The sequence below is a fragment of the Streptomyces sp. MS191 genome, assembly GCF_008042125.1.
Taxonomy (GTDB): Bacteria; Actinomycetota; Actinomycetes; order Streptomycetales; family Streptomycetaceae; genus Streptomyces.
On sequence record NZ_RDBI01000016.1, the window covers coordinates 4640 to 26220 of the forward strand.

Genomic DNA, 21581 nt, shown 5'->3' on the forward strand with positions numbered 1-21581 from the left:
CCCCCTTGTGCCCGAAGCGCCTCCCGGGCCGGGGGAGGGCGGTGGCGGACGGGGGCGTCCGGTGAGCGAACCCGCGTGACCGGTTTCCGCTCTTGACGGGAAGTCAAACCCTCGCTGAACATTCAGCACGCACAGCCGTACGCCGCACAAACGCACCATGCACAGCTCCAGCGCCTCGTGGCACCCACGCCGCGGGGCGTCTCGCACGTTCCGTCCCATCCCCGTTCGGAATCCGGAGCCCCCACATGAAGTTCTCCGTGCCCAGACGCGTCGGCGCCGTCGCCGCGCTCGCACTCGCCGGGTTGCTCGGCACCTCGGCCCCCTCCGCCACCGCGCAGCCGGACGCCGCGCTCGCCGCACCCGACATCTCGGTGGCCAACGTCAAGCAGCACCTCGCGGACCTCCAGTCGATCGCCACCGCCAACGGCGGCAACCGCGCCCACGGCCGTACCGGCTACAAGGCGTCGATCGACTTCGTGAAGGCCAAGCTGGACGCGGCCGGATACACCACCACCGTCCAGCAGTTCACCTCCAGCGGCTCCACCGGCTACAACCTGATAGCCGACTGGCCGGGGGGCGACCCCAACCAGGTCCTGATGGCCGGCTCCCACCTGGACTCGGTCACCTCCGGTCCCGGCATCAACGACAACGGCTCCGGTTCGGCCGCCGTCCTGGAGACCGCGCTCGCCGTCTCCCGGGCCGGCCTCCAGCCCACCAAGCACCTGCGCTTCGGCTGGTGGGGCGCCGAGGAGCTCGGCCTCGTCGGGTCGAAGTACTACGTCAGCCAGCTGCCCACCACGGAGCGCTCGAAGCTCTCCGGGTACCTGAACTTCGACATGATCGGGTCGCCGAACCCGGGCTACTTCGTCTACGACGACGACCCCACCATCGAGCAGACCTTCAAGAGCTACTTCGCGGGTCTCGGCGTCCCCACCGAGATCGAGACCGAGGGCGACGGCCGCTCCGACCACGCGTCGTTCAAGAACGTCGGCGTCCCCGTCGGCGGCCTGTTCACCGGCGCCAGCCGGGTGAAGAGCAGCGCGCAGGTGCAGAAGTGGGGCGGCACGGCCACGGCCTTCGACCGCTGCTACCACTCGTCGTGCGACACGACGTCGAACATCAACGACACGGCCCTCGACCGCAACAGCGACGCGATCGCCCACGCGATCTGGACGCTGTCGGCCGGCACGACCCAGCCGCCCGGCACGGTCTTCGAGAACACCACCGACGTGTCCATCCCGGACAACGGCGCCGCGGTGACCTCGACGCTCAACGTCACCGGTGTCACCGGCAACGCCCCGTCCACGCTGAAGGTCGGCGTGGACATCGTCCACACCTACCGCGGTGACCTGGTCGTCGACCTGGTCGCGCCGGACGGGTCGGTCTACAGCCTGAGCAACCGCTCCGGCGGCAGCGCCGACAACATCGTCCAGACCTACACCGTCGACGCCTCCAGCGAGGTCGCCAACGGCGCCTGGAAGCTGCGGGTCCAGGACAAGGCGGCGGCGGACACCGGCTACATCAACAGCTTCAAGCTCACCTTCTGAGCCGTTCGCCCCTGCACGCGTCCGTGCCGTCCGGCCCCTGGCCGGACGGCACGCACAGCCTCCCGGGTGGGTCGGTGAAGGACTGCCCCCGACCCACCCGGGCAACCAGGCCCGCGGTGCCCTACCGCCCCGCGTTCGCCGCGTCCACCAGGGCGTCCTGGGTGACCGCGCCGACGTAGACCTTGCCGTCGTCCGTCATCAGGGCGTTGACGAGCTTGGTCTTGAAGACCGTGCCCGAACCGAACTTCCCGGTGACCTTGTCGCCGAGGGCGTCGAGGAAGCCCTTGGCCTCCGCCGGGACCTCGGAGTCCTTGGGCGCCGGGGCGCCCGTGTCGAGCTTCGCGATCGTCGTCCAGCCCTCGCCGATCACGTTCGTGCCGCTGAGGTCCCCCAGGCCCGTGAGGTCCCCGAGGCCCTGCGGACCCTTGTCCTCGCCCTCCGGGAAGCCCTCCGTCACCTTCGCGCCCTTGGGCGCGGCGAAGGCGGAGGCGGCGGGCTTGCCGAAGTCGATCTTCGTGAAGCCCGCGTCGACGACGGGCTTGCCGCCCTCGGTCGAGGAGAGCGTGAACTTGAGGGGGGTGCCCGTGGCGGCGTCGACGGCCACCTTCACCGACTCGACCGTCGATCCGCTCTGCTTCGGCTTGACGACGAGCTGGTAGGCGTCACGGCCGGCCACCTTGGCCGTCCCGCCGACCGTGATCGACGTGGTGCCGTCGGCGGCCTTCAGGATCTCGTCCGCGAGCTCCTTGGGCGTGCTGGGCAGGTTCTCCGGCTTCTCCCCCGCCTTGTGGCCGCCCGTCTCGTGGCCGCCGTCCTTCGGGCCGCCGTCCTTCTCGTGGTACGCCTCGTTGGACTTGCTGTCGTACGCCCAGACGTCGTCGCCGTCGTGGATCAGGCTGTACTCGTCCGAGCCGTCGAGCAGCGTCACCTTCTGCCGGTCCGGGCCGTCCGCCGCGAGGCGCAGCGTGTGCGTACCGGAGAAGAGCTCGGTGAGCCGTTCCTGCGGGTCGGCCGAGGAGGAGCCCCCGGCGCCGCCGGTCAGGCCCGCGAAGGACGGCAGGCCGAGGTCCGTGCTGATCTTGAACGTGCCGGACAGTGCCTGGGTGTCCGACGCGGCGATCTTCTCGACGAGTTCCTGCGCCGTGATCTCCGGCAGGTCGGGGTCGCCCGACGCGGCCAGCGCCGGGACGAGGCCGATGGTCGCCGCGGCCACTGCGGCCACCGCGACCGGGACGACGTAGCGGCTCGCCCTGCGGTTTTCGTTCGGTGCCATGGTCTGTCCTACCTCCGTGGTCGATGACATCCATCTGACCAAATCGGCGGGAGGGAATCGTCAGACTCCGGGCTCAACCTCACGTACTGCTACGGGATGACGGGACCCTGAGAGTCCCTAGCCCGCGCGGTGGACCACCGCGTCGCACAGCTCCTCCAGGGCCGCCTTCGCGTATCCCTCGGGCAGCGGCGCCAGCATGGCCCGTGCCTCCTCCGCGAACCGCACGGTGTCGCGGCGGGCCTGCTCCAGGGCGGGGTGGACCCGCAGCCGGCGCAGGGCCTCGGCGTGCCGTACGTCGTCGGTGAGGTCGCTGTCGAGGAGTTCGACGAGTTCCACGTCGTCCGGGCGCCCGTGCGCGGCGGCGGCGGCCCGTACGTGGAGCACGGGGAGGGTCGGGACGCCCTCCCTGAGGTCGGTACCGGGGGTCTTGCCGGACTCGTGGGAGTCGGAGGCGATGTCGAGGACGTCGTCGGCGAGCTGGAAGGCGACGCCGAGCCGCTCGCCGTACTGGGTGAGGATGTCGACGATGCCCTCGTCGGCGCCGGACATCATCGCGCCGAAACGGCAGGAGACGGCGACCAGCGAGCCGGTCTTGCCGCCGAGGACGTCGAGGTAGTGGTCGACGGGGTCGCGGTCGCCCTGCGGTCCGGCCGTCTCCAGGATCTGGCCGGTGACGAGCCGTTCGAACGCCTCGGCCTGGATGCGTACGGCCTCGGGTCCGAGATCCGCCAGGGTGTGCGAGGCGCGGGCGAAGAGGAAGTCACCCGTGAGGACGGCGATCGAGTTGCCCCAGCGGCTGTTCGCGCTGTCGACGCCGCGGCGCACGTCCGCCTCGTCCATCACGTCGTCGTGGTACAGCGTGGCGAGGTGGGTGAGCTCGACGACGACGGCCGAGGGCACGACACCCGGCGCGTAGGGGTCGCCGAACTGGGCGGCGAGCATCACGAGCAGCGGCCTGAAGCGCTTGCCCCCGGCCAGGACGAGGTGCTGCGCGGCCTCCGTGATGAAGGGGATCTCGCTCTTGGTGGCGTCGAGGAGACCCGCCTCCACAGCCGCGAGTCCGGTCTGGACATCGGCTTCGAGAGCCTGGTCCCGCACGCTCAGCCCGAACGGCCCGACGACGGTCACGAGGGGGTCTCCTGTCTGCTGAAGCCTGCTGCCGATCACACGGATTGTCGATGTGTCGCTGGATTCACTCAAGTCAGCGTATCCGGTCGCGTTTCGATCACCATGGGCGCCTTCCCGCCACCCCCGGTATGTTCGTGATCAGCTGATACGACCGGGAGTGGGCGATTTGTCTCGAACAACGATCGACGGTGAGACGAGCGGCGAGCAGCCGCCCGCCGGAGACGATCATGCCTCCTTCGGCCGACCGAGGGGGCTGCTGACGCTCTCGGGCCCCGAGGTCCGGGAGCGGCTCCCCTTCCTCGGCGCGCGGGCGGTCCTCGTCCCCTCCTTCGCCGCCGCAGCGGGGAACGGAGGCACGGGCCCGGACGCGGGTACCGCCGCGTCCGTCCCGGCGGCCCGCGGCGCCCTCGTCCACCTGTGTGGCCGGGGCCGGCAGCGGGGTTTCCCGGCCGCCGCCGTCGGCATGGCCTCCGGCCCGATCCGGTACGTCGCCGGGCGCCGTCACCTGGCCGGGCGCAGCCACGCCGCCGAGTTCGCCGTGGCCGCCGGCCGGGCCGGCGCCCCGGCCGCGCCGCACCACGCACCCCGTCCACTGAGGCAGCCGTGAGGTACCCGTGACGAAGATCCGCACCGAGTTCCCGTACGAGACCGTCCACGAGGACGTCCGCATCCCGCTGCCGGACGGCACCCGGCTCTACGCCCGGGTCTGGCGGCCGGTGACCGACGAGCCGGTCCCGGCCCTCCTGGAGTACCTGCCGTACCGCCTGACGGACTGGACCGCGCCCCGGGACTGGCAGCGTCACCCCTGGTACGCCGGGCACGGCTACGCCTCGGTGCGGGTCGACGTGCGCGGCCACGGCAACAGCGAGGGGCTGCCGGGCGACGAGTACGACCCGGTGGAGCTGGCCGACGGGGTGGCCGTGGTGCACTGGCTGGCCGCTCAGGAGTGGTGCACGGGCCGGGTCGGCATGTTCGGGATCTCCTGGGGCGGCTTCAACTCGCTCCAGATCGCCGCGCTCGCCCCCGAGCCGCTGAAGGCGATCGTCACCGTCTGCTCGACCGACGACCGCTACGACAACGACGTCCACTACATGGGCGGCTCCGTCCTCGCCGTGGACATGCACGCCTGGGCCGCGACGATGCTCGCCTTCGTCTGCCGGCCCCCGGACCCGCGCTACGCCGGCGAGGAGTGGCGCGCGCTGTGGCTCCGGCGGCTGGCGGCCGTGGAGCCGCTCGTGCACACCTGGCTGTCCCACCAGACCCGCGACGACTACTGGAGGCACGGCAGCGTCTGCGAGGACTACGGGGCGATCCGCGCGGCCGTCCTCGCCGTGGGCGGCTGGCACGACCCGTACCGGGACACCGTGCTGCGGCTGACCGAGCACCTGCCCCAGGACCGCGTCCGCGGGATCATCGGGCCCTGGTCGCACCAGTACCCCGACCGCGGCCTGCCGCCCGGACCCGCGATCGGCTTCCTGCAGGAGACCCTGCGCTGGTGGGACCACCATCTGAAGGGCGTCGAGAACGACGTGATGGCCGAGCCGATGCTGCGCTCGTGGATCAGCGGGTCGCACCCGCCGGCGACCGTCTACGGGGAGCTGCCGGGCCGCTGGGTCGCCGACCCCGCCTGGCCGTCGCCGAACGTCACCCCGGTCACCTACGCCTTCCAGGGCGCGCCGGTCGTGGTCGACTCCCCGCAGCAGACCGGGCTGGACGCCGGCCGCTTCTTCCCGTTCGGCAACGACGCCGACCTGCCGCCCGACCAGCGCGAGGAGGACGCCCGCTCGGCGTGCTTCGACTTCACCGTCCCGCCGGACGGCGGCCCGGTCGAGGTCCTGGGCCGGCCGCGGGTGAGTCTGTCGCTGCGCACCACCGCGCCGACCGGGCAGGTGATCGCCCGGCTGTGCGACGTCGCCCCGGACGGCTCCTCGACGCTGGTGACCCGCGGGGTGCTGAACCTGTCCGCCCGCTACGGCCGCGACCGCGCGGTGGAGTCGCAGGTCGACGAGAGCGAGGACGTCGTCTTCGAACTGAACGGAATCGGCCACGCCTTCTCGCCGGGGCACCGGGTGCGGCTCGCGGTCTCCTCCGCGTACTGGCCGTGGATCTGGCCGCAGCCCGACGCGGCGGGCTTCACCCTCGATCCCGTCGCCTCGCACCTGACGCTGCCGGTCCGCCGGCCCGCCGAGGACGCGGTCGAGTGGGAGGAGCCGGAGCAGTCCCCGCCGCTGGGGGTCAGCTTCCCGGCGACGCTGGAGGAGCCCCGGCCGGAGCGGCTGGTGGTGCGGGACGTGGCGAAGGGCGAGTGGCGTCTGGAGGTCGACCCCCGGTACGGCGGCACGCGGGTCTATCCGGACGGCCTCGAATTCACCGAGGACGCGCGGGAGACGTACACGATCGTCGAGGACGACCCGTTGTCGGCGCACAGCCGCTCGGACTGGTCGATCCGGCTGCACCGGCCGGAGTCGGCCTGGGACGTCACGATCGAGACGCGTTCGGAGATCGGCTGCGACGCGGACGCATTCCTGACGTCGAACGAGGTGGTGTGCAAGGAAGGCGGCGAAGTGGTCTTCCACCGGACGTGGGAGAAGCGCATTCCGCGAACGGCGGGGTGAATTCCGTCTGTACGGAGAAAAGGGGAGGCCCGCATTCCTTGCGGAAATGCGGGCCTCGTCCGTCGGTGTGCGGGTCAGGCCTGCGAACCGGCCTTGCGACGGCGGACGACGAACATCGCGCCGGCGCCGAGCGCGACGGCCGCGGCGCCCGTGAGGGCGATCTGCGGGACGGCGTCGTTCGAGCCGGTCCTGGCGAGCGAACCGGTGGTGCCGGTGGTGCCCGTGCCGTCGACCGGGGTGGTGGAGGTGCCGCCCTGGCCGGTGGTGTTCGTGTTGCCGCCGCCGGAGGTGCCCGGGGTGGGCTTCTTCGGCTTGGCGGCGATGTCGAACTCGAAGATGGCGGGCGCCGAGACGCCGCAGGACCCGTCCGCGTCGTCGTAGGCGCCGATGGCGAACAGGAGGCCCTCGCCGGCCGGGGCCTTGGCGTCGACCGTCAGCTTGAACTTGAGGTCGGTGCGGGTCCCGGGCTTCAGGGTGCCGAGGTTGATGCCCTCGGACTCGTCGATGGACTGCCACTTCGGGCTCGCGGCCGTGGACCACTTCAGGTCCAGGTACTTGTCCAGCGGGCCGAAGGTCTTGTTGTCGAAGCCGGTGACGAAGGCGTCCACGATCGCCTCGTCCGCGACCTTCTTCGTCCCGTTGGTGACCTTGAGGGTGTAGTAGGCGGAGGTGCCGGCGACGACCTTCTCCGGGCCGGTGAGCACAGCCGTGAAGGCGCGGTCCTCGAGGCACTCGCCGGCGCCCTCCTCGGCGTCGGCGAGCGCCTTCCTGGCCTCGTCGAGGGCCTTGCGGGCGTCCTCCTTGGCCTTCTGGACCCTGGCGAGCTCCTGCGAGCCGGCGACCCGGGCGTCGTGGACTGCCGTATTCGCGGCGGCGACGGTCGCGTCGGCGGTCACCTTGGCGGTGGCGGCGGTCTGGGCGGTCGCCTTGGCCTCGTCGAGGACGAGCTGGGCGGCGGCCTTCTCCTCGTCGGTGACGGCGGCGTCGAGCTTGGCCTGGGCGTCCACGACGGCCTGGTCGGCCTTCGTCTTGTCCTCGGCGGCCTTCTCGGCGGCCTTCTTGGCCGCGTCGTAGGCGATCGCGGCGGGGTGCGTGCCGCCGGTCTCCAGCGTCTTCAGCAGCGCCTCGAAGGTCTTCTGGGCCTCGGACTCGGCGATGACGGAGGCGTCGTACGCCTTCTGCGCCACGGCGACCGCGAGCTTGAGCTGCTCGATGGTCGGCTTCTGGTTCCGGGTCTGCGCGGCCGGCTTCGTGTCGGCGAACGCGGGCGCGGCGGACAGGAGCACGACCGGCGTGGTCACGGCGGCGGCCACGGCGGTGGCGAGTATGCGACGGATCTTCAAGTCGGACCCTTTTTCTGGTTCTGGGTGAAGAAGAAAGAAATGGGGGGTCGCGCCCGCGGAGATGACACGCGGCACGACGTAGCAGTGATCGTATGACCCGAATATGGCCGCGGAATAGGGGGAATTGAGGGCCGCCGGATGCACAGCCACCCCACAGGACGCATAAAGCACCTGAACATGGACAGTTGTGCACGGAGGCCCCACTTTTTGTGTGACCCATGTCATCTGCGTCGCGCCGCCCGACCCGTAACGTGTCCCCCACACCCGTGGAAAGCGAGGCAAGCACCGATGCCCGAGCAGTCCCCGCTCGACCTGGCCGAGGGCGATCCCTTCGGCCCGCACAACCTTCCGTACGGCGTCTTCTCGACCGCCGACGAGCCCAGCCGGCGGAGGGTCGGCGTCCGCATCGGCGGGCATGTCCTCGACGCGGGGGCCGCGGCACACGCGCTCGGCTCCCCCTATGCCGCACTGCTCGCGCGGCCCAGCCTCAACCCGCTGCTCGCCGCCGGGCGGACCGCCTGGCGCGACGTGCGCAGGGCGCTGACCGCGTGGGTGACCGTACCCGCGCACCGGCCGGACATAGAGCCGCTGCTGCACCCGCTGGGCGCGGTCACGATGCACCTGCCGTTCGAGGTCGCGGACTACGTCGACTTCTACGCGAGCGAGCACCACGCCACGAACGTGGGGCACATCTTCCGTCCGGACGGTGAGCCGCTCACGCCCAACTGGAAGCACCTGCCCATCGGCTACCACGGGCGCGCGGGCACGGTCGTGGTCTCCGGCACCGACGTGGTGCGGCCCTCGGGGCAGCGCAAGGCGCCGACCGACCCGGCGCCGGTCTTCGGCCCGTCGGTGAAGCTGGACATCGAGGCGGAGGTCGGCTTCGTCGTCGGCACCCCGTCCACGCTGGGCACGCCGGTGGCGCTCGGGGACTTCCGCGAGCACGTCTTCGGCCTGACCCTGCTCAACGACTGGTCGGCGCGTGACATCCAGGCCTGGGAGTACGTGCCGCTCGGCCCGTTCCTCGGCAAGTCGTTCACCACGTCGGTCTCGGCGTGGGTGACGCCCCTGGAGGCCCTGGACGCGGCCCGGGTCGCCCCGCCGGCGCGCGACTTCGACCTGCTGCCCTACCTGGAGGACGCGGCCGACGAGGAGCCGGGCGGCTTCGACCTGCGGATCACCGTGCGGATCAACGGTGAGGTGGTCTCCGAGCCGCCGTTCTCGACGATGTACTGGACGGCCGCGCAGCAGCTGGCCCACATGACGGTGAACGGCGCCTCGCTGCGGACCGGCGACCTCTACGGCTCCGGCACGGTCTCGGGACCCGAGGTGCACCAGCGGGGCTCCCTGCTGGAGCTGACCTGGAACGGGCGCGACGCGCTCGAGCTGTCCACCGGCAAGCGGACGTTCCTGGAGGACGGCGACGAGGTCACCCTGACCGCCTGGGCGCCGGGTCCGGACGGCACCCAGGTCGGCCTGGGCGAGGTGACGGGCCGGATCGTTCCGGCGCCCGCCACCTCCTGACACCCGCCGGGACGGCGGGCCCGGGGCCCGAGGGCCTCGGGCCCCGGCGGTCCCGGACGGGACCTAGACCGCCCGCCACAGGGCGGGGACGGACGGGGGCTCCCAGCCCGGCTGGGCGACGTGGCCCTGGAGGCAGACGTAACCCCGTCCCGCGTAGCCGACCCGCGCTCCCGCCGGATAGGCCGTGCCGGCCACCCAGGTGCCTCCGGGCGGCGGGGTGGTCGCGGTGGCCGTGGGCGTGGGGCCGGGGTCCTGCGGCACGTTCAGCACGAAGTCGTAGGCCGCCTCCTTCGCGCCGCCCGCGTCGCGCACGGTCATCAGCAGCCGCGGGTCGAAGATCGTGTCGGTGTTGTTGCGGGGTTCGCCGGGGAAGTAGAGCTGGGTCGTCAGGACCGGCCGGCCGGGCGCCTGCACCTTGACGTGGATGTGGCGGGTGCGGCCCGGATAGAGCCCGGGGACGACGGTCGTCAGGGCGAAGGCCCCGGTGGAGTCGGTGAACTGGTGGCCGCGGAAGCGGTAACCGGTGTTGTCGTACGCGCCGTTGACGTCGGCCTGCCAGAAGTCCATCAGCACGCCCCCGATCGGCTTGCAGGCCAGCCCGAAGACATAGCCGCCGACGGTCAGCCGCGTGCCGGGTGTGCCCGGCTCCAGCAGCGAGGTGCGCAGGGGCGAGGCCGGCTTGAAGTACGGCCCTTCCGTCTGGGCCGGCGTCGGGTCGTCGCCGTCGTCGCACGTGGGGGTGAGTTCGGGCGCGGCGCTGCCGTCGGTGAGGGTGCGCGCCAGGGCCGGTACGCCCATGAGGGCGATGGGCGCCGCCATGCCGGCCGCGAGCGCCGCGCGCAGAACCGCCTTGCGGCTGGGGTGTGCCGGGGTGTTCTCGCCGTCCATGCCTGCTCCTTGTGGGGGGCTGCGGGGTCGGCCACGAACCTACGCAGGGCCGCCGGGCACTTCGATGGACCGGGCGCGGGCGTCATGGTGTTTTCGGAAGTCCCCCGGGGTGCTCCCGGTCTCCCGGCGGAAGAAGCGGCAGAAGTAGGCGGGGTCGGCGAACCCGGTCCGGACCGCGACCTGATGGACCGACAGTTCGGTGCGTGCCAGCAGGCGTTGGGCCTCGGCGACGCGGGCCTCGCGCAGCAGCGGGCCGGGGGTGCGGCCGGTGGCGGCCCGGACCGTCTCGGTGAGGTAGCCGGTGGTGACGCCGAGGCGCTCGGCGCATTCCCGTACGGACCACGGGCCCGCCCCGGTGGGGGCGATCAGCCCCGCGAACCGTGCGGCGAGCGCCGCGGCGCGGCCGGGGGCGGGCGCCGGTGCGCCGGGGCCGGCCCGCCGTCCCGCGCGCACGAGCAGGACGTGCAGCAGGGAGCGCAGCACGGACTCGAAGCCGGGGGCCGCGTGCCGGTACTCCTCGGCGAGTTCGGTCATCAGGCGGGCGATCCCGGCGTCCGCGGCGGCGTCGAGGGTCGCCGGGGGGAGTTCCGCCAGGCGGCGCAGCACGTCCCGGTCGCCGGGGTGGTCCAGCAGGAAGTCCTCGGTGAAGAGCGCGACGGTGCCGTCCAGGCCGGCGGCTCCCTCCCAGTGGTGGATCCGGCCGGGGAGGATCACCTCCAGTTGCGGCGGGCGCAGCCGTCTGCGGGTGAGGTCGACGACGTGGGCGCCGGCTCCCTCGGTGACGTGCACGATCTCGTAGAAGGTGTGCCGGTGGGGGAAGGCGGCCCGGGACATCGGGCCGATCGTGTCGAAGGTGCCGGCGGCGAAGGGCGCGGCGCCGGGCACGGGCAGTTCCAGGCGGTGGAGCGGCGGCTCTCCCTCACGCGGGATGTGGCAGGGCGCTCCGGGTGACACGGTGGTGCCGCGCATCGTCCGTCTCCCTCGACTCCGTGGGCTACAGGTCCAGACCAGTCTCGGGGGTTCAGCCTGACACGGACGGGCCGCGGCGGGCCACCGTGCGTGCGGTGCTCGGCTCCCCCGCGCAGGCTGTCCACGCAGTGGACCGCGGCCTGGCAGATCTTCTGGCCCACATGAGGTCTCCCCAGGTCAGAGCCGTTCCGGTGGGGCGTTCAAGTGGCGCAACACTGTGGCAACACCATCCCGCGCACGCCGTCGGTATGGTCCGTCGCATGCCAGCCGAACGCCTTCGTGAGCACACCGTCCCGGTCGCCGCGGCGCGCCGTCGGCGGCTGCGCGCGGACCAGGCGCGACAGCTCGCCGACCTCCTGCGCCACCAGATCCTCGCCGCCCGATTCCCCCGCGGGGTCCTCCCCCTGGAGGACCGCATCGGCGCCGACTACCGCGTCTCCCGCAACACCGTCCGTCAGGCGCTCGACCTGCTGCGCGCCGAGGGCCTGGTGGAGCGGCAGCCGGGGGTGGGGACGGTCGTGGTGTGCGAGAAGTACCCGCACGCCCTGGACCGGCTCCAGGGGCTCGCGGAGACCCTGCACGAGCACGGCCCGGTGACCAACGAGGTGCGGACCGCGGGCCCGGTCCCGGCCCCCGCGCCGGTCGCGGGCCGGCTGGGCGTCCCCGAGCACTCCGACGTCCTCTACATCGAACGGCTGCGCCGCCTCGGCGGCCTGCCGCTCTCCCTCGACCTCACGTACGTCCCGATGGACGTCGGCGCGGGTCTGCTGGACTGCGACCTGGAGAACACCGACGTCTTCCGGCTCCTCGAGACCCTCACCGGGCAGCCGCTCGGGCACGCCGACATCACGCTGGAGGCCGTCAACGCCGACGCGCACTCCGCCGCCGTCCTGCAGGCGCCGCGCGGCGCCGCCCTGATGATGCTGGACCGGCTCACCCACCTCTCCGACGGCCGTCCCGTGGACCTGGAGTTCATCCGGTTCCGGGGCGACCGGATCACCATGAGCGGCCTGCTGCACCGCACCGCCTGACCTCTCCCCGGCCCTCACCCCTTCCCGCCCCTTTTCGCCCCTTCCCGGAGACAGCCATGCCTTTGGCGCCCCAGCGGGCCGACGTGCCCGTGACCATCGACGAGTCGAAGTGCATCGACGGCTGCACGCTGTGCGTCGAGATGTGCCCGCTGGACTCCCTCGCGATCCACCCCGACAGCGGCAAGGCGTACATGCACGTGGACGAGTGCTGGTACTGCGGCCCGTGCGCGGCCCGGTGTCCCACCGGTGCGGTCACGGTCAACATGCCCTATCTGCTCCGCTGAGAGGTCCCGCATCCCATGCCCTCGAACCGCGCCGCCCGCGTCGCGCCGCTCCTCGCCCTGGTCCTGCTCCTCCCGCTCGCCGCGTGCGGCGGACGGGCGGGCGCCGGCGAGGAGAGGACGGTCACCGTGACCGTCGGCTACCAGTCCAAGACCATCAACACCGTCACGGCCGGCACGCTGCTGCGCTCGCTCGGCCACTTCGAACGCGAACTGCGCGCCCAGGGCGCCAAGGACGGCCGGACGTACAAGGTCGTCTGGCAGGACTACGCCACCGGCGCGCCGATCACCGCCCAGATGACGGCCGGGAAGATCGACATCGGCTCGATGGGCGACTTCCCGCTGCTCCTGAACGCGGCCCGCGGTGTCACCGCCAAGCGCCCGACCCGGCTGGTCTCGGTGACCGGGTACAACCTGCGCGGCGCCCTCAACACCATCGTGACCGCGCCCGGTTCGCGGCTCGGCTCGCTGGCGGACCTGCGCGGGAAGAAGGTGTCGACCAGCGTCGGCTCCGCCGCGGACGGCACCCTCGTCCGTGCCCTGCAGCGTGCCGGGATCGATCCCGGCCGGGACGTGCGCAAGCTCAACCAGCAGCCCGCGGTGGGCGCTTCGGCGCTGACGGCCGGCAGCGTGGACGCGCTCTCGCAGTTCGTCGCGTGGCCTGGGCTCCTCGCCTTCCAGGGGAGGGCGCAGGCGCTCTACGACGGCGGTGAGCTGGACCTGCCGACCTTCCACGGGGTGACGGTCCGCGAGGCGTTCACCCGTGAACACCCGGAGGTCGTCGAGGCGTTCGTACGGGCGCAGATCTCGGCGACCGCGTATCTGCGCGAGCACCCGGTGGCGGCCAGCGAGAAGGTCGGCAAGGCAACCGGCCTCCCGGCGGAGGTGGTCCACCTCTACAACGGCCCGAACGGCATCGCGACCTTCGACCCGTCCCTCAAGCCGCGGCTGATCGACGCGCTCAAGGAGGACGTGCCGGTGCTGAGGTCGGCGGAGCTGGTGGACGAGGTGGACGTGGACGCCTTCGTCGACGACCGCTTCGTCCGCGAGGCGTACGGCGCCGGCTACGCCCGCCAGGTCGCCACGCCGCCTCCGGCGGCGCGCAGCGAGGTGTGGCTGAAGGGGGCCGGGCGGACCGTCTCCTTCGACACGCCGGCGCAGGCGCTGCGGCACGTGGCGGCGCACCGTTCGCAGGTCCGGGCGGCGTACGTCCCGGACGCGGTGACCGGCACCCTCTGGTTCGCGGACCGGGCGGTGTGGGTGGCGGACGGGGCGGAGCTCAAGCCGTTCGTGACCCCGGCCGGGGCGCGGGCCTACCGGGCCGCGCACCCCGGCGCGCGGCAGGTCACCTACGCCGAGGCGCTGGCGTCATGAGGTACGCGCTGCGGGTGCTGTCCCTGGCGGCGGCGCTGGCCGTGTGGCAGGCGCTGACGGCCTACGACGTGACGCTGTGGCTGCGGTTCGAGCAGTTCCCGACCGTGACGGAGGTCGCGGACGCCTTCGCCGACCGCCTGGCGACGAGCGCTTACTGGCAGGACCTCGGCGACAGCCTGACCCGGATCGTCACCGGTTTCACGCTGGCGGCCCTCGCGGGCATCGGACTGGGCACCGCGATCGCCCGCTCGCGCCTCGTGGAGGACCTGCTGGGCCCGATCCTGGAGGTGCTGCGGCCGATCCCGGCGATCGCGCTGGTGCCGGTGGCGATCCTGCTCTTCCCGAGCAACGAGCAGGGCATCGTGTTCATCACCGGCGCGGCGGCGTTCTTCCCCGTCCTGGTCTCCACCCGGCACGCGGTCCGCGCGCTGCCCCCGCTGTGGGAGGACGCCGTCGTGACCATGGGCGGCGGCCGGGCGCGCGTGCTGCTCTCGGTGGTGCTGCCCGGGGCCCTGCCGGGCATCTTCAGCGGTCTGTCGGTCGGGATCGGCGTCTCGTGGATCTGCGTGATCTCGGCGGAGATGATCTCCGGCGAGTACGGGGTGGGCTACCGCACCTGGCAGGACTACACGGTCGTGGACTATCCGGCGGTCTTCGTCGGCATGGTGACCATCGGCGCGCTGGGCTGGCTGACGTCCACGGCGGTCGAGTGGCTGGGCCGCCGTGTGGTGGGCCCGCGGTCCGCCCCGGCCGGTGTCCGGACGTCGGCGCCGGCCGGCCGGGTCCGGCCGGCCCGGACCGGGTCGGCGCCCGCCCCGGCCGGAGCCGAGGCGGTCTCGTGACCGCCCTCGTGCTCGACGCCGTCACCCTCGGCCGGCCGCGCCACCCGCTCCCCCACCGCGTCGACCTGCGCGTCGACCCCGGCGAGCTCCTCACCGTCGTCGGCCCGTCCGGCTGCGGCAAGTCCACGCTGCTGCGCACCCTCGCCGGGCTGCTGCCGCCGCTGTCCGGGACGGTCACCGCACCGCGTGACCACCGGGCCCTGGTGTTCCAGGAGGACGCGCTGCTGCCCTGGCGCACCGCGCGCGCCAACGTCGAACTGCCGCTGGCGATCGCCCGCACCCCCCGGGCGGAGCGGCGGGCGCTGGCGACGGAGTGGCTCGGCCGCGTCGGGCTCGCCGACGAGGCCCTCCGGCTGCCCCACCAGCTCTCCGGCGGGCAGCGCCAGCGCGTGCAGCTCGCCCGGGCGCTGGCTCCGCGACCCCGCGCCGTCTTCATGGACGAGCCGTTCGGCGCGCTGGACGTGCGTACCCGGGCCGACATGCAGGACCTGCTCGTCGAGGTCCTGCACGGCACCGGCGCGACCGTCGTGTTCGTCACGCACGACGTGGACGAGGCGCTGTTCCTCGGGGACCGGGTCGCCGTCCTCGGGACGGGCGTCGTCCTGGAAAACCCCCGGCCGCGCGAGCGCGGGGCGGACCTCTCCGGCCTGCGCCGCGAGGCCCTCAAGGCCCTCGCCTCCTGATCCCCCGAAAGGCCCCCGGATGGACATCCCCTCCCTCACGGACGCGGAGGAGCTCTCCTGCGACGTCCTCGTCGTCGGCGGCGGCACCGCCGGCACGATGGCCGCGCTGACCGCGGCCGAACACGGCGCCGACGTCCTGCTTCTGGAGAAGGCCCACGTCCGGCACTCGGGCGCGCTCGCCATGGGCATGGACGGCGTCAACAACGCCGTGATCCCCGGCCGCGCCGAACCGGACGACTACGTCGCGGAGATCACCCGCGCCAACGACGGTGTCGTGGACCAGTCCACGGTCCGCCAGACCGCGACGCGCGGTTTCGCGATGGTCCGGCGCCTGGAGTCGTACGGCGTGAAGTTCGAGAAGGACGAGCACGGCGAGTACGCGGTCCGCCAGGTCCACCGGTCCGGCTCGTACGTGCTGCCGATGCCCGAGGGCAAGGACGTCAAGAAGGTCCTCTACCGGCAGCTGCGCCGCCGCGAGATGCGGGAACGGATCCGCATCGAGAACCGGGTGATGCCGGTCCGGATCCTGACCGGCGAGGACGGCCGGGCCGTCGGCGCCGCGGGCTTCCACACGCGGACCGGGCGCTTCGTCACCGTGCGGGCCGGCGCCGTGATCCTGGCGACGGGCGCGGCCGGGCGCCTCGGGCTGCCCGCGTCGGGCTATCTGTACGGGACCTACGAGAACCCCACCAACGCGGGCGACGGCTACTCCATGGCGTACCACGCGGGCGCCGAGCTCACCGGGATCGAGTGCTTCCAGATCAACCCGCTGATCAAGGACTACAACGGGCCCGCGTGCGCCTACGTCGCCAACCCCTTCGGCGGCTACCAGGTCAACCGGCACGGCGAGCGCTTCGTCGACTCCGACTACTGGTCGGGCCAGATGATGGCGGAGTTCGCCGAGGAACTGGCCTCGGACCGTGGTCCGGTCTACCTCAAGCTGAGTCATCTGCCCGAGGAGTCCGTCGGCGCGCTCGAGTCGATCCTGCACACCACCGAGCGCCCCACCCGGGGCACCTTCCACGCCAACCGCGGGCACGACTACCGCACCCACGACATCGAGATGCACATCTCCGAGATCGGTCTGTGCGGCGGGCACTCCGCCTCGGGGGTACGGGTCGACGCCCACGCCCGCACCACCGTGCCCCGGCTCTACGCGGCGGGGGACCTGGCGTGCGTCCCGCACAACTACATGATCGGAGCCTTCGTCTTCGGCGACCTGGCGGGCGAGGACGCGGCCCGCTACCGCGCCCCCGAGGGTCCACTGCCGGCCGACCAGCTGGCCGCCGCCCACGCGCTGGTCTACCGGCCGCTGCGCCATCCGCAGGGGCCGCCGCAGCCGCAGGTCGAGTACAAGCTGCGCCGTTTCGTGAACGACTACGTCGCCCCGCCCAAGTCCGGTGCCCGGCTCTCGCTGGCGATCGAGCACTTCGAGCGGATGCGGACGGAGATCGACGCGATGGGCGCGACGACCCCGCACGAGCTGATGCGCTGCGCCGAGGTGGGCTTCATCCGGGACTGCGCCGAGATGGCGGCCCGCTCCTCGCTGGCGCGGACCGAGTCCCGCTGGGGCCTGTACCACGCGCGGACCGACCATCCGGAGCGCGACGACACGGACTGGCTGCACCATCTCGATCTGCGCAAGTCCCCCTCGGGGACGATGGAGTTCACGGCCCGGCCGGTGGCTCCCTACCTGGTGCCGGTCGAGGGCTACGCGCCGGCCGGCGGCGCCTCGCGGGAGCTGGGCGAGGTCCGGCCGGAACAGGTCGCGACGGCGGGTCCGCGCGAGCTGGCACCGGTCGGCTCCGGTGTCCGCACGCCCGCGTCCACGGCGGGGGAACGGAGCGCGGTCGCCGACGCGCCGCGCATCCTGGAGCTGCACGCCCTGGCCGAGTCCGAACCCGAACTCGGGGCGCTGCTGCCCTACCTGGGGGATCCGGACCCGGCCGTACGCAGGGCGGCGGTGGCGGCCCTCACCGAGACCGTCCCGGCGGGTACGGGTCCGGCGCTGGCGGGCGCGCTGGTCGACGCGGATCCGGCGGTACGGGCGGAGGCGGCGGCGGCGCTGCGCGAACTGGTCGAGACGCTGCCCGCGGCGCCGGAACTGCGGACGCCGCTGGTCGCCGCGCTGTCGGCCGCCGACCCGGTGGCGCGGTCGGCGGCCCTGACCGTCCTGCGGGTGCTCCGGCTGGGCTCGGAGGCGCTGTTCGCGGGCGCGCTGGGCGACGCCGACCGGGACGCGCGGGTGGCGGCGGTCGGCGGGCTGGTGTCGGTGGACGCGGTCGGGGCGCTGGCCCGGGCGGCGCAGGACCCGTCCCGTGAGGTCCGGGTGGCGGTGGCGAAGGGGCTCGCGGCGGTGCCCGGCGCCGCGCCCGGCACGCTGGACCCGCTCCTCGCGGACGGGGATCCGCTGGTCCGGGCGGCCGCCCTCGGGGCGCTCGGGACGCTCGGCTGCCCCGCCGGCTACGCCGCGGACGCGGTGCGGGCCCTGGACGATCCGGCCTGGCAGGTGCGTGCGGGGGCGGCCGCCGGGCTGGCTGCGGCGGACCGGGAGACCGCGGTACCGGCGCTGGCGCGGGTGCTCGGCGACCCGAACGCGGACGTCCGCAAGGCGGCGGTCCTGGCGCTGCTGCGCCATCCGGGGACCGCGGCCGTGCTGGCCCCCGCCCTGGACGACGCGGACGCCGACGTCCGCGCCTACGCCTCGCGCGCGGCCGTGCCGGCGGCCGGCTGACCGAGGGCGACGCGGGTCGCCCGCCCCACGCACCAGGGCCCGGCCCCCGCGCGAGCGGGGACCGGGCCCTGGGGTCGTGCGCGGGTGTCAGCGCACGAACACGCCCGCCTGGCTCGCCAGGTCCAGGAAGTACTGCGGCGCGAACCCGAGCACCAGCGTGACGACGACGCCGACCGTGATCGTGGCGGCGGTGAAGCCCGAGGGCACGGCGACCGTCGGGCCGTCGGACCTGGGCTCGCTGAAGAACATCAGCACGATCACCCGGATGTAGAAGAACGCGGCGATCGCGGACGAGATCACGCCGACCACGACCAGGGCGCCGGCCCCGCCCTCCGCCGCCGCCGTGAAGACGGCGAACTTGCCGGAGAAGCCCGCGGTCAGCGGAATGCCGGCGAAGGCGAGCAGGAACACCGCGAAGACCGCCGCGACGAGCGGCGAACGGCGCCCCAGACCGGCCCACTTGGACAGGTGCGTCGCCTCGCCGCCCGCGTCGCGCACCAGCGTGACGACGGCGAAGGCGCCGATGGTCACGAAGGAGTAGGCGGCCAGGTAGAAGAGGACGGAGGAGACGCCGCTGGGCGTGGCCGCGATGACACCGGCCAGGATGAACCCGGCGTGGGCGATCGAGGAGTAGGCGAGGAGCCGCTTGATGTCGGTCTGGGTGATCGCGACGATCGCGCCGCCCAGCATCGTGACGATGGCGACGCCCCACATGACCGGCCGCCAGTCCCAGGTGAGGCCCGGCAGCACCACGTACAGCAGGCGCAGCAGCGCGCCGAACGCGGCGACCTTCGTCGCGGCGGCCATGAAGCCGGTGACGGGGGTCGGCGCGCCCTGGTAGACGTCCGGGGTCCACATGTGGAACGGCACCGCGCCGACCTTGAAGAGCAGGCCCGTGAGCACCAGCGCGAAGCCGATGAGCAGCAGGACGTCGTTGCCCATGGTCTGGGCGAGCGCCGGGTCGACCGAACCGACCGAGCCGTCGACGACGTTCGCGATGGTGGCGTACGAGACGGAGCCCGCGTAGCCGTAGAGCAGGGCGATGCCGAAGAGGAGGAAGGCGGAGGAGAAGGCGCCGAGGAGGAAGTACTTGACCGCGGCCTCCTGCGACATCAGCCGCTTGCGGCGGGCGACGGCGCACAGCAGGTAGAGCGGGAGGGAGAAGACCTCCAGCGCGACGAACAGCGTCAGCAGGTCGTTGGCGGCCGGGAAGACCAGCATGCCGGCGACGGCGAACAGCACCAGCGGGAAGACCTCGGTGGTGGTGAACCCGGCCTTGACGGCAGCCTTCTCCTGGTCGCTGCCGGGGACGGCGGCGGCCTCGGCGGCGAAGGAGTCGACCTTGTGGCCGTGGTCGGCCGGGTCGAGCCTGCGCTCGGCGAAGGTGAAGACGGCGACGACGGCGGCCAGCAGGATGGTGCCCTGGAGGAAGAGCGCCGGGCCGTCGACGGCGATGGCGCCCATGGCCGCGATGTGCGCCTTGGTGGAGCCGTAGCCGCCGGCCGCGAGGCCGACGACCGCGGCGAAGGCGGCGGCGAGTGCCAGGACGCTGAGGAACACCTGGCTGTAGTAGCGGCCCTTGCGGGGCACGAACGCCTCGACGAGGACGCTGACGATCGCGGCACCGACCACGATCAGCACGGGTGAGAGCTGGACGTACTCGATGTGCGGTGCGGGGATCTTGGTGATCGGCTCGGCGGCCGTCGTCCACAGGCTGTGGACAGCCGTTGCACTCACTTGGCTGCCTCCGCGTTCTGAATGGGCACCGTGGGCTGGGGGTCCTGCTGCCGCACGTCCGACAGGGTGTGGTTGACGGCCGGGTCGACGATCTCCGTCAGCGGCTTCGGGAACACGCCGAGGAAGATCAGCAGGGCGATGAGGGGTACGACGACCGCGAGTTCACGCGCTCGCAGGTCGGGCATCGTCCGCACCTCCTCCTTCACCGGCCCCGTCATCGTCCGCTGGTACAGGACGAGGGTGTAGAGCGCGGCGAGGACGATGCCGGTGGTGGCGATGACGCCGGCCACCGGGTAGCGGGCGTACGTGCCGACGAGGACCAGGAACTCGCTGACGAAGGGCGCGAGGCCCGGCAGCGAGAGGGTGGCCAGGCCGCCGATCAGGAAGGTGCCGGCGAGGACCGGGGCGACCTTCTGCACGCCGCCGTAGTCGGCGATGAGCCGGGAACCGCGCCGGGTGATCAGGAAGCCGGCGACCAGCATCAGCGCGGCCGTCGAGATCCCGTGGTTGACCATGTAGAGCGTGGCGCCGCTCTGGCCCTGGGTGGTCATCGCGAAGATGCCCATGATGATGAAGCCGAAGTGCGAGATCGAGGCGTACGCGACCAGCCGCTTGATGTCCCGCTGCCCGACCGCGAGCAGTGCGCCGTAGACGATGCTGATCAGGGCGAGCGCCACGATGACCGGGGTCGCCCACTTCGAGGCCTCCGGGAAGAGCTGGAGGCAGAAGCGGAGCATCGCGAACGTGCCGACCTTGTCGACGACCGCGGTGATGAGCACGGCGACCGGTGCGGTCGCCTCCCCCATCGCGTTCGGCAGCCAGGTGTGCAGCGGCCACAGCGGCGCCTTCACCGCGAAGGCGAAGAAGAAGCCGAGGAACAGCAGCCGTTCGGTGTTGGTGGCCATCTCCAGCTGGCCGCTCGCCCGCGCCTCGGCGATCTCCGTGAGGGAGAAGTTGCCGGCGACGACGTACAGCCCGATGACGGCGGCCAGCATGATCAGCCCGCCGACCAGGTTGTACAGCAGGAACTTGACCGCCGCGTAGGAGCGCTGGGCCGCGGCGTTCTCGTCGGAGCCCGCGTGCGCCCGGTCGCCGAAGCCGCCGATGAGGAAGTACATCGGGATCAGCATGGCTTCGAAAAGGATGTAGAAGAGGAAGACGTCGGTGGCCTCGAAGGAGAGGATCACCATCGCCTCGACCATGAGGATCAGGGCGAAGAAGCCCTGGGTCGGGCGCCAGCGATAGTTCTTCGTCTCCTTGGGGGTCTCCCCGCCGGCGGCGGGGGAAGGGTCGGCGTCGTGCCAGCCCGCCAGGACGACGAAGGGGATGAGCAGCGCGGTGAGCGCGATCAGCGCCACCCCGATGCCGTCCACGCCCAGTTCGTAGCGGACCCCGAAGTCCTTGATCCAGGAGTGGGACTCGACGAGCTGGTAGCGGGCGCCGCCGGGCTCGAAGCGGACGAACACGACCGCGGCGAGCACGAGCGTGACCAGGGAGACCAGCAGCGCCAGCCACTTGGCCGCGGTGCGGCGGGCGGCGGGGACGGCGGCGGTGAGGATCGCACCGGCCGCCGGCACCGCTGCCGTCACCGTCAGGAGGGGAAAGGACATCG

Annotated in this window: 17 protein-coding genes; 10 read left to right on the top strand and 7 right to left on the bottom strand. The window is 72.7% G+C overall.

All coding sequences use genetic code 11. The annotated features are described in order from the left end of the window. The first annotated feature begins 245 nt into the window (after positions 1-245). The gene (locus EAO71_RS02085; RefSeq protein WP_147976037.1) at positions 246-1547 is read left to right on the top strand and encodes a M28 family metallopeptidase; all 1302 of its coding nucleotides are present in this window, start codon (positions 246-248) and stop codon (positions 1545-1547) included. Between the two features lie 121 nt (positions 1548-1668). Here the strand turns inward: EAO71_RS02085 and EAO71_RS02090 are convergent, their stop codons facing one another. Continuing rightward, positions 1669-2820, bottom strand: coding sequence for a LolA family protein (locus EAO71_RS02090; RefSeq protein ID WP_187282524.1), 1152 nt, complete (start codon positions 2818-2820; stop codon positions 1669-1671). A gap of 117 nt (positions 2821-2937) precedes the next feature. Next, positions 2938-3948 carry a polyprenyl synthetase family protein gene (locus EAO71_RS02095; protein WP_147976039.1) on the bottom strand — a complete coding sequence of 337 codons (1011 nt, stop codon included), beginning with the start codon at positions 3946-3948 and terminating at the stop codon, positions 2938-2940. A gap of 166 nt (positions 3949-4114) precedes the next feature. On the opposite strand from EAO71_RS02095, the gene EAO71_RS02100 reads away from it, so the two are divergent. Together EAO71_RS02100 and EAO71_RS02105 are read left to right on the top strand one after the other, a co-directional pair. Continuing rightward, positions 4115-4555 (top strand): hypothetical protein, encoded by a 441-nt coding sequence (locus tag EAO71_RS02100; RefSeq protein WP_187282525.1) that lies wholly within the window; start codon positions 4115-4117, stop codon positions 4553-4555. A 7-nt stretch (positions 4556-4562) separates the two neighbouring features. Then, entirely contained in the window at positions 4563-6563 is a 2001-nt protein-coding gene (locus tag EAO71_RS02105; RefSeq protein ID WP_147976040.1) for a CocE/NonD family hydrolase, read from the top strand. A 74-nt stretch (positions 6564-6637) separates the two neighbouring features. On the opposite strand, the gene EAO71_RS02110 is transcribed toward EAO71_RS02105, so the two are convergent. Next, on the bottom strand, positions 6638-7906 hold the full coding sequence (locus EAO71_RS02110) for a COG1361 family protein (RefSeq protein WP_147976041.1): 1269 nt from the start codon (positions 7904-7906) through the stop codon (positions 6638-6640). Positions 7907-8194: 288 nt separating this feature from the next. Here EAO71_RS02110 and fahA point away from each other — a divergent pair, with 288 nt between their 5' ends. Further along, positions 8195-9430 carry a fumarylacetoacetase gene (gene fahA / locus EAO71_RS02115; RefSeq protein WP_147976042.1) on the top strand — a complete coding sequence of 412 codons (1236 nt, stop codon included), beginning with the start codon at positions 8195-8197 and terminating at the stop codon, positions 9428-9430. Between the two features lie 63 nt (positions 9431-9493). Here the strand turns inward: fahA and EAO71_RS02120 are convergent, their stop codons facing one another. Beyond that, positions 9494-10318 carry a dioxygenase family protein gene (locus EAO71_RS02120; RefSeq protein ID WP_147976043.1) on the bottom strand — a complete coding sequence of 275 codons (825 nt, stop codon included), beginning with the start codon at positions 10316-10318 and terminating at the stop codon, positions 9494-9496. Between the two features lie 39 nt (positions 10319-10357). Then, positions 10358-11287: an AraC family transcriptional regulator gene (locus tag EAO71_RS02125; RefSeq protein WP_147976044.1), complete on the bottom strand. Its 930-nt coding sequence runs from the start codon at positions 11285-11287 to the stop codon at positions 10358-10360. A 260-nt stretch (positions 11288-11547) separates the two neighbouring features. Here EAO71_RS02125 and EAO71_RS02130 point away from each other — a divergent pair, with 260 nt between their 5' ends. From EAO71_RS02130 to EAO71_RS02155, 6 genes are read left to right on the top strand one after another with little or no spacing between them, the layout of a single operon-like run. Further along, positions 11548-12318: a GntR family transcriptional regulator gene (locus tag EAO71_RS02130; protein ID WP_187282526.1), complete on the top strand. Its 771-nt coding sequence runs from the start codon at positions 11548-11550 to the stop codon at positions 12316-12318. A gap of 56 nt (positions 12319-12374) precedes the next feature. After that, positions 12375-12602 (top strand): 4Fe-4S dicluster domain-containing protein, encoded by a 228-nt coding sequence (locus EAO71_RS02135; RefSeq protein ID WP_147976046.1) that lies wholly within the window; start codon positions 12375-12377, stop codon positions 12600-12602. Between the two features lie 15 nt (positions 12603-12617). Further along, the gene (locus tag EAO71_RS02140; RefSeq protein WP_147976047.1) at positions 12618-13973 is read left to right on the top strand and encodes an ABC transporter substrate-binding protein; all 1356 of its coding nucleotides are present in this window, start codon (positions 12618-12620) and stop codon (positions 13971-13973) included. Continuing rightward, complete coding sequence (locus tag EAO71_RS02145) at positions 13970-14815, top strand: ABC transporter permease (RefSeq protein WP_147976048.1); 846 nt, start codon at positions 13970-13972, stop codon at positions 14813-14815. Before EAO71_RS02140 ends, EAO71_RS02145 begins: the two co-directional genes overlap by 4 nt. Further along, positions 14812-15498: an ABC transporter ATP-binding protein gene (locus tag EAO71_RS02150; protein WP_147976049.1), complete on the top strand. Its 687-nt coding sequence runs from the start codon at positions 14812-14814 to the stop codon at positions 15496-15498. Before EAO71_RS02145 ends, EAO71_RS02150 begins: the two co-directional genes overlap by 4 nt. Before the next feature lie 19 nt (positions 15499-15517). Beyond that, positions 15518-18232 carry a fumarate reductase/succinate dehydrogenase flavoprotein subunit gene (locus EAO71_RS02155; protein ID WP_147976050.1) on the top strand — a complete coding sequence of 905 codons (2715 nt, stop codon included), beginning with the start codon at positions 15518-15520 and terminating at the stop codon, positions 18230-18232. Positions 18233-18319: 87 nt separating this feature from the next. Here EAO71_RS02155 and nuoN read toward each other — a convergent pair whose 3' ends face one another. Both nuoN and EAO71_RS02165 read right to left on the bottom strand, forming a co-directional pair. Next, positions 18320-19969, bottom strand: coding sequence for an NADH-quinone oxidoreductase subunit NuoN (nuoN, locus tag EAO71_RS02160; RefSeq protein ID WP_147976051.1), 1650 nt, complete (start codon positions 19967-19969; stop codon positions 18320-18322). Next, a complete protein-coding gene (locus EAO71_RS02165; protein WP_147976052.1) occupies positions 19966-21579 on the bottom strand; it encodes an NADH-quinone oxidoreductase subunit M in 1614 nt (537 codons plus the stop codon). Before EAO71_RS02165 ends, nuoN begins: the two co-directional genes overlap by 4 nt. Positions 21580-21581: the final 2 nt, after the last annotated feature.

Coding starts and splice junctions, on each gene's coding strand:
- EAO71_RS02085 (WP_147976037.1), top strand. CDS start 246: ATGAAGTTCTCCGTGCCCAGACGCGTCGGCGCCGTCGCCGCGCTCGCA.
- EAO71_RS02090 (WP_187282524.1), bottom strand. CDS start 2,820: ATGGCACCGAACGAAAACCGCAGGGCGAGCCGCTACGTCGTCCCGGTC.
- fahA (WP_147976042.1), top strand. CDS start 8,195: ATGCCCGAGCAGTCCCCGCTCGACCTGGCCGAGGGCGATCCCTTCGGC.
- EAO71_RS02120 (WP_147976043.1), bottom strand. CDS start 10,318: ATGGACGGCGAGAACACCCCGGCACACCCCAGCCGCAAGGCGGTTCTG.
- EAO71_RS02125 (WP_147976044.1), bottom strand. CDS start 11,287: ATGCGCGGCACCACCGTGTCACCCGGAGCGCCCTGCCACATCCCGCGT.
- EAO71_RS02130 (WP_187282526.1), top strand. CDS start 11,548: ATGCCAGCCGAACGCCTTCGTGAGCACACCGTCCCGGTCGCCGCGGCG.
- EAO71_RS02135 (WP_147976046.1), top strand. CDS start 12,375: ATGCCTTTGGCGCCCCAGCGGGCCGACGTGCCCGTGACCATCGACGAG.
- EAO71_RS02140 (WP_147976047.1), top strand. CDS start 12,618: ATGCCCTCGAACCGCGCCGCCCGCGTCGCGCCGCTCCTCGCCCTGGTC.
- EAO71_RS02145 (WP_147976048.1), top strand. CDS start 13,970: ATGAGGTACGCGCTGCGGGTGCTGTCCCTGGCGGCGGCGCTGGCCGTG.
- EAO71_RS02155 (WP_147976050.1), top strand. CDS start 15,518: ATGGACATCCCCTCCCTCACGGACGCGGAGGAGCTCTCCTGCGACGTC.
- EAO71_RS02165 (WP_147976052.1), bottom strand. CDS start 21,579: ATGTCCTTTCCCCTCCTGACGGTGACGGCAGCGGTGCCGGCGGCCGGT.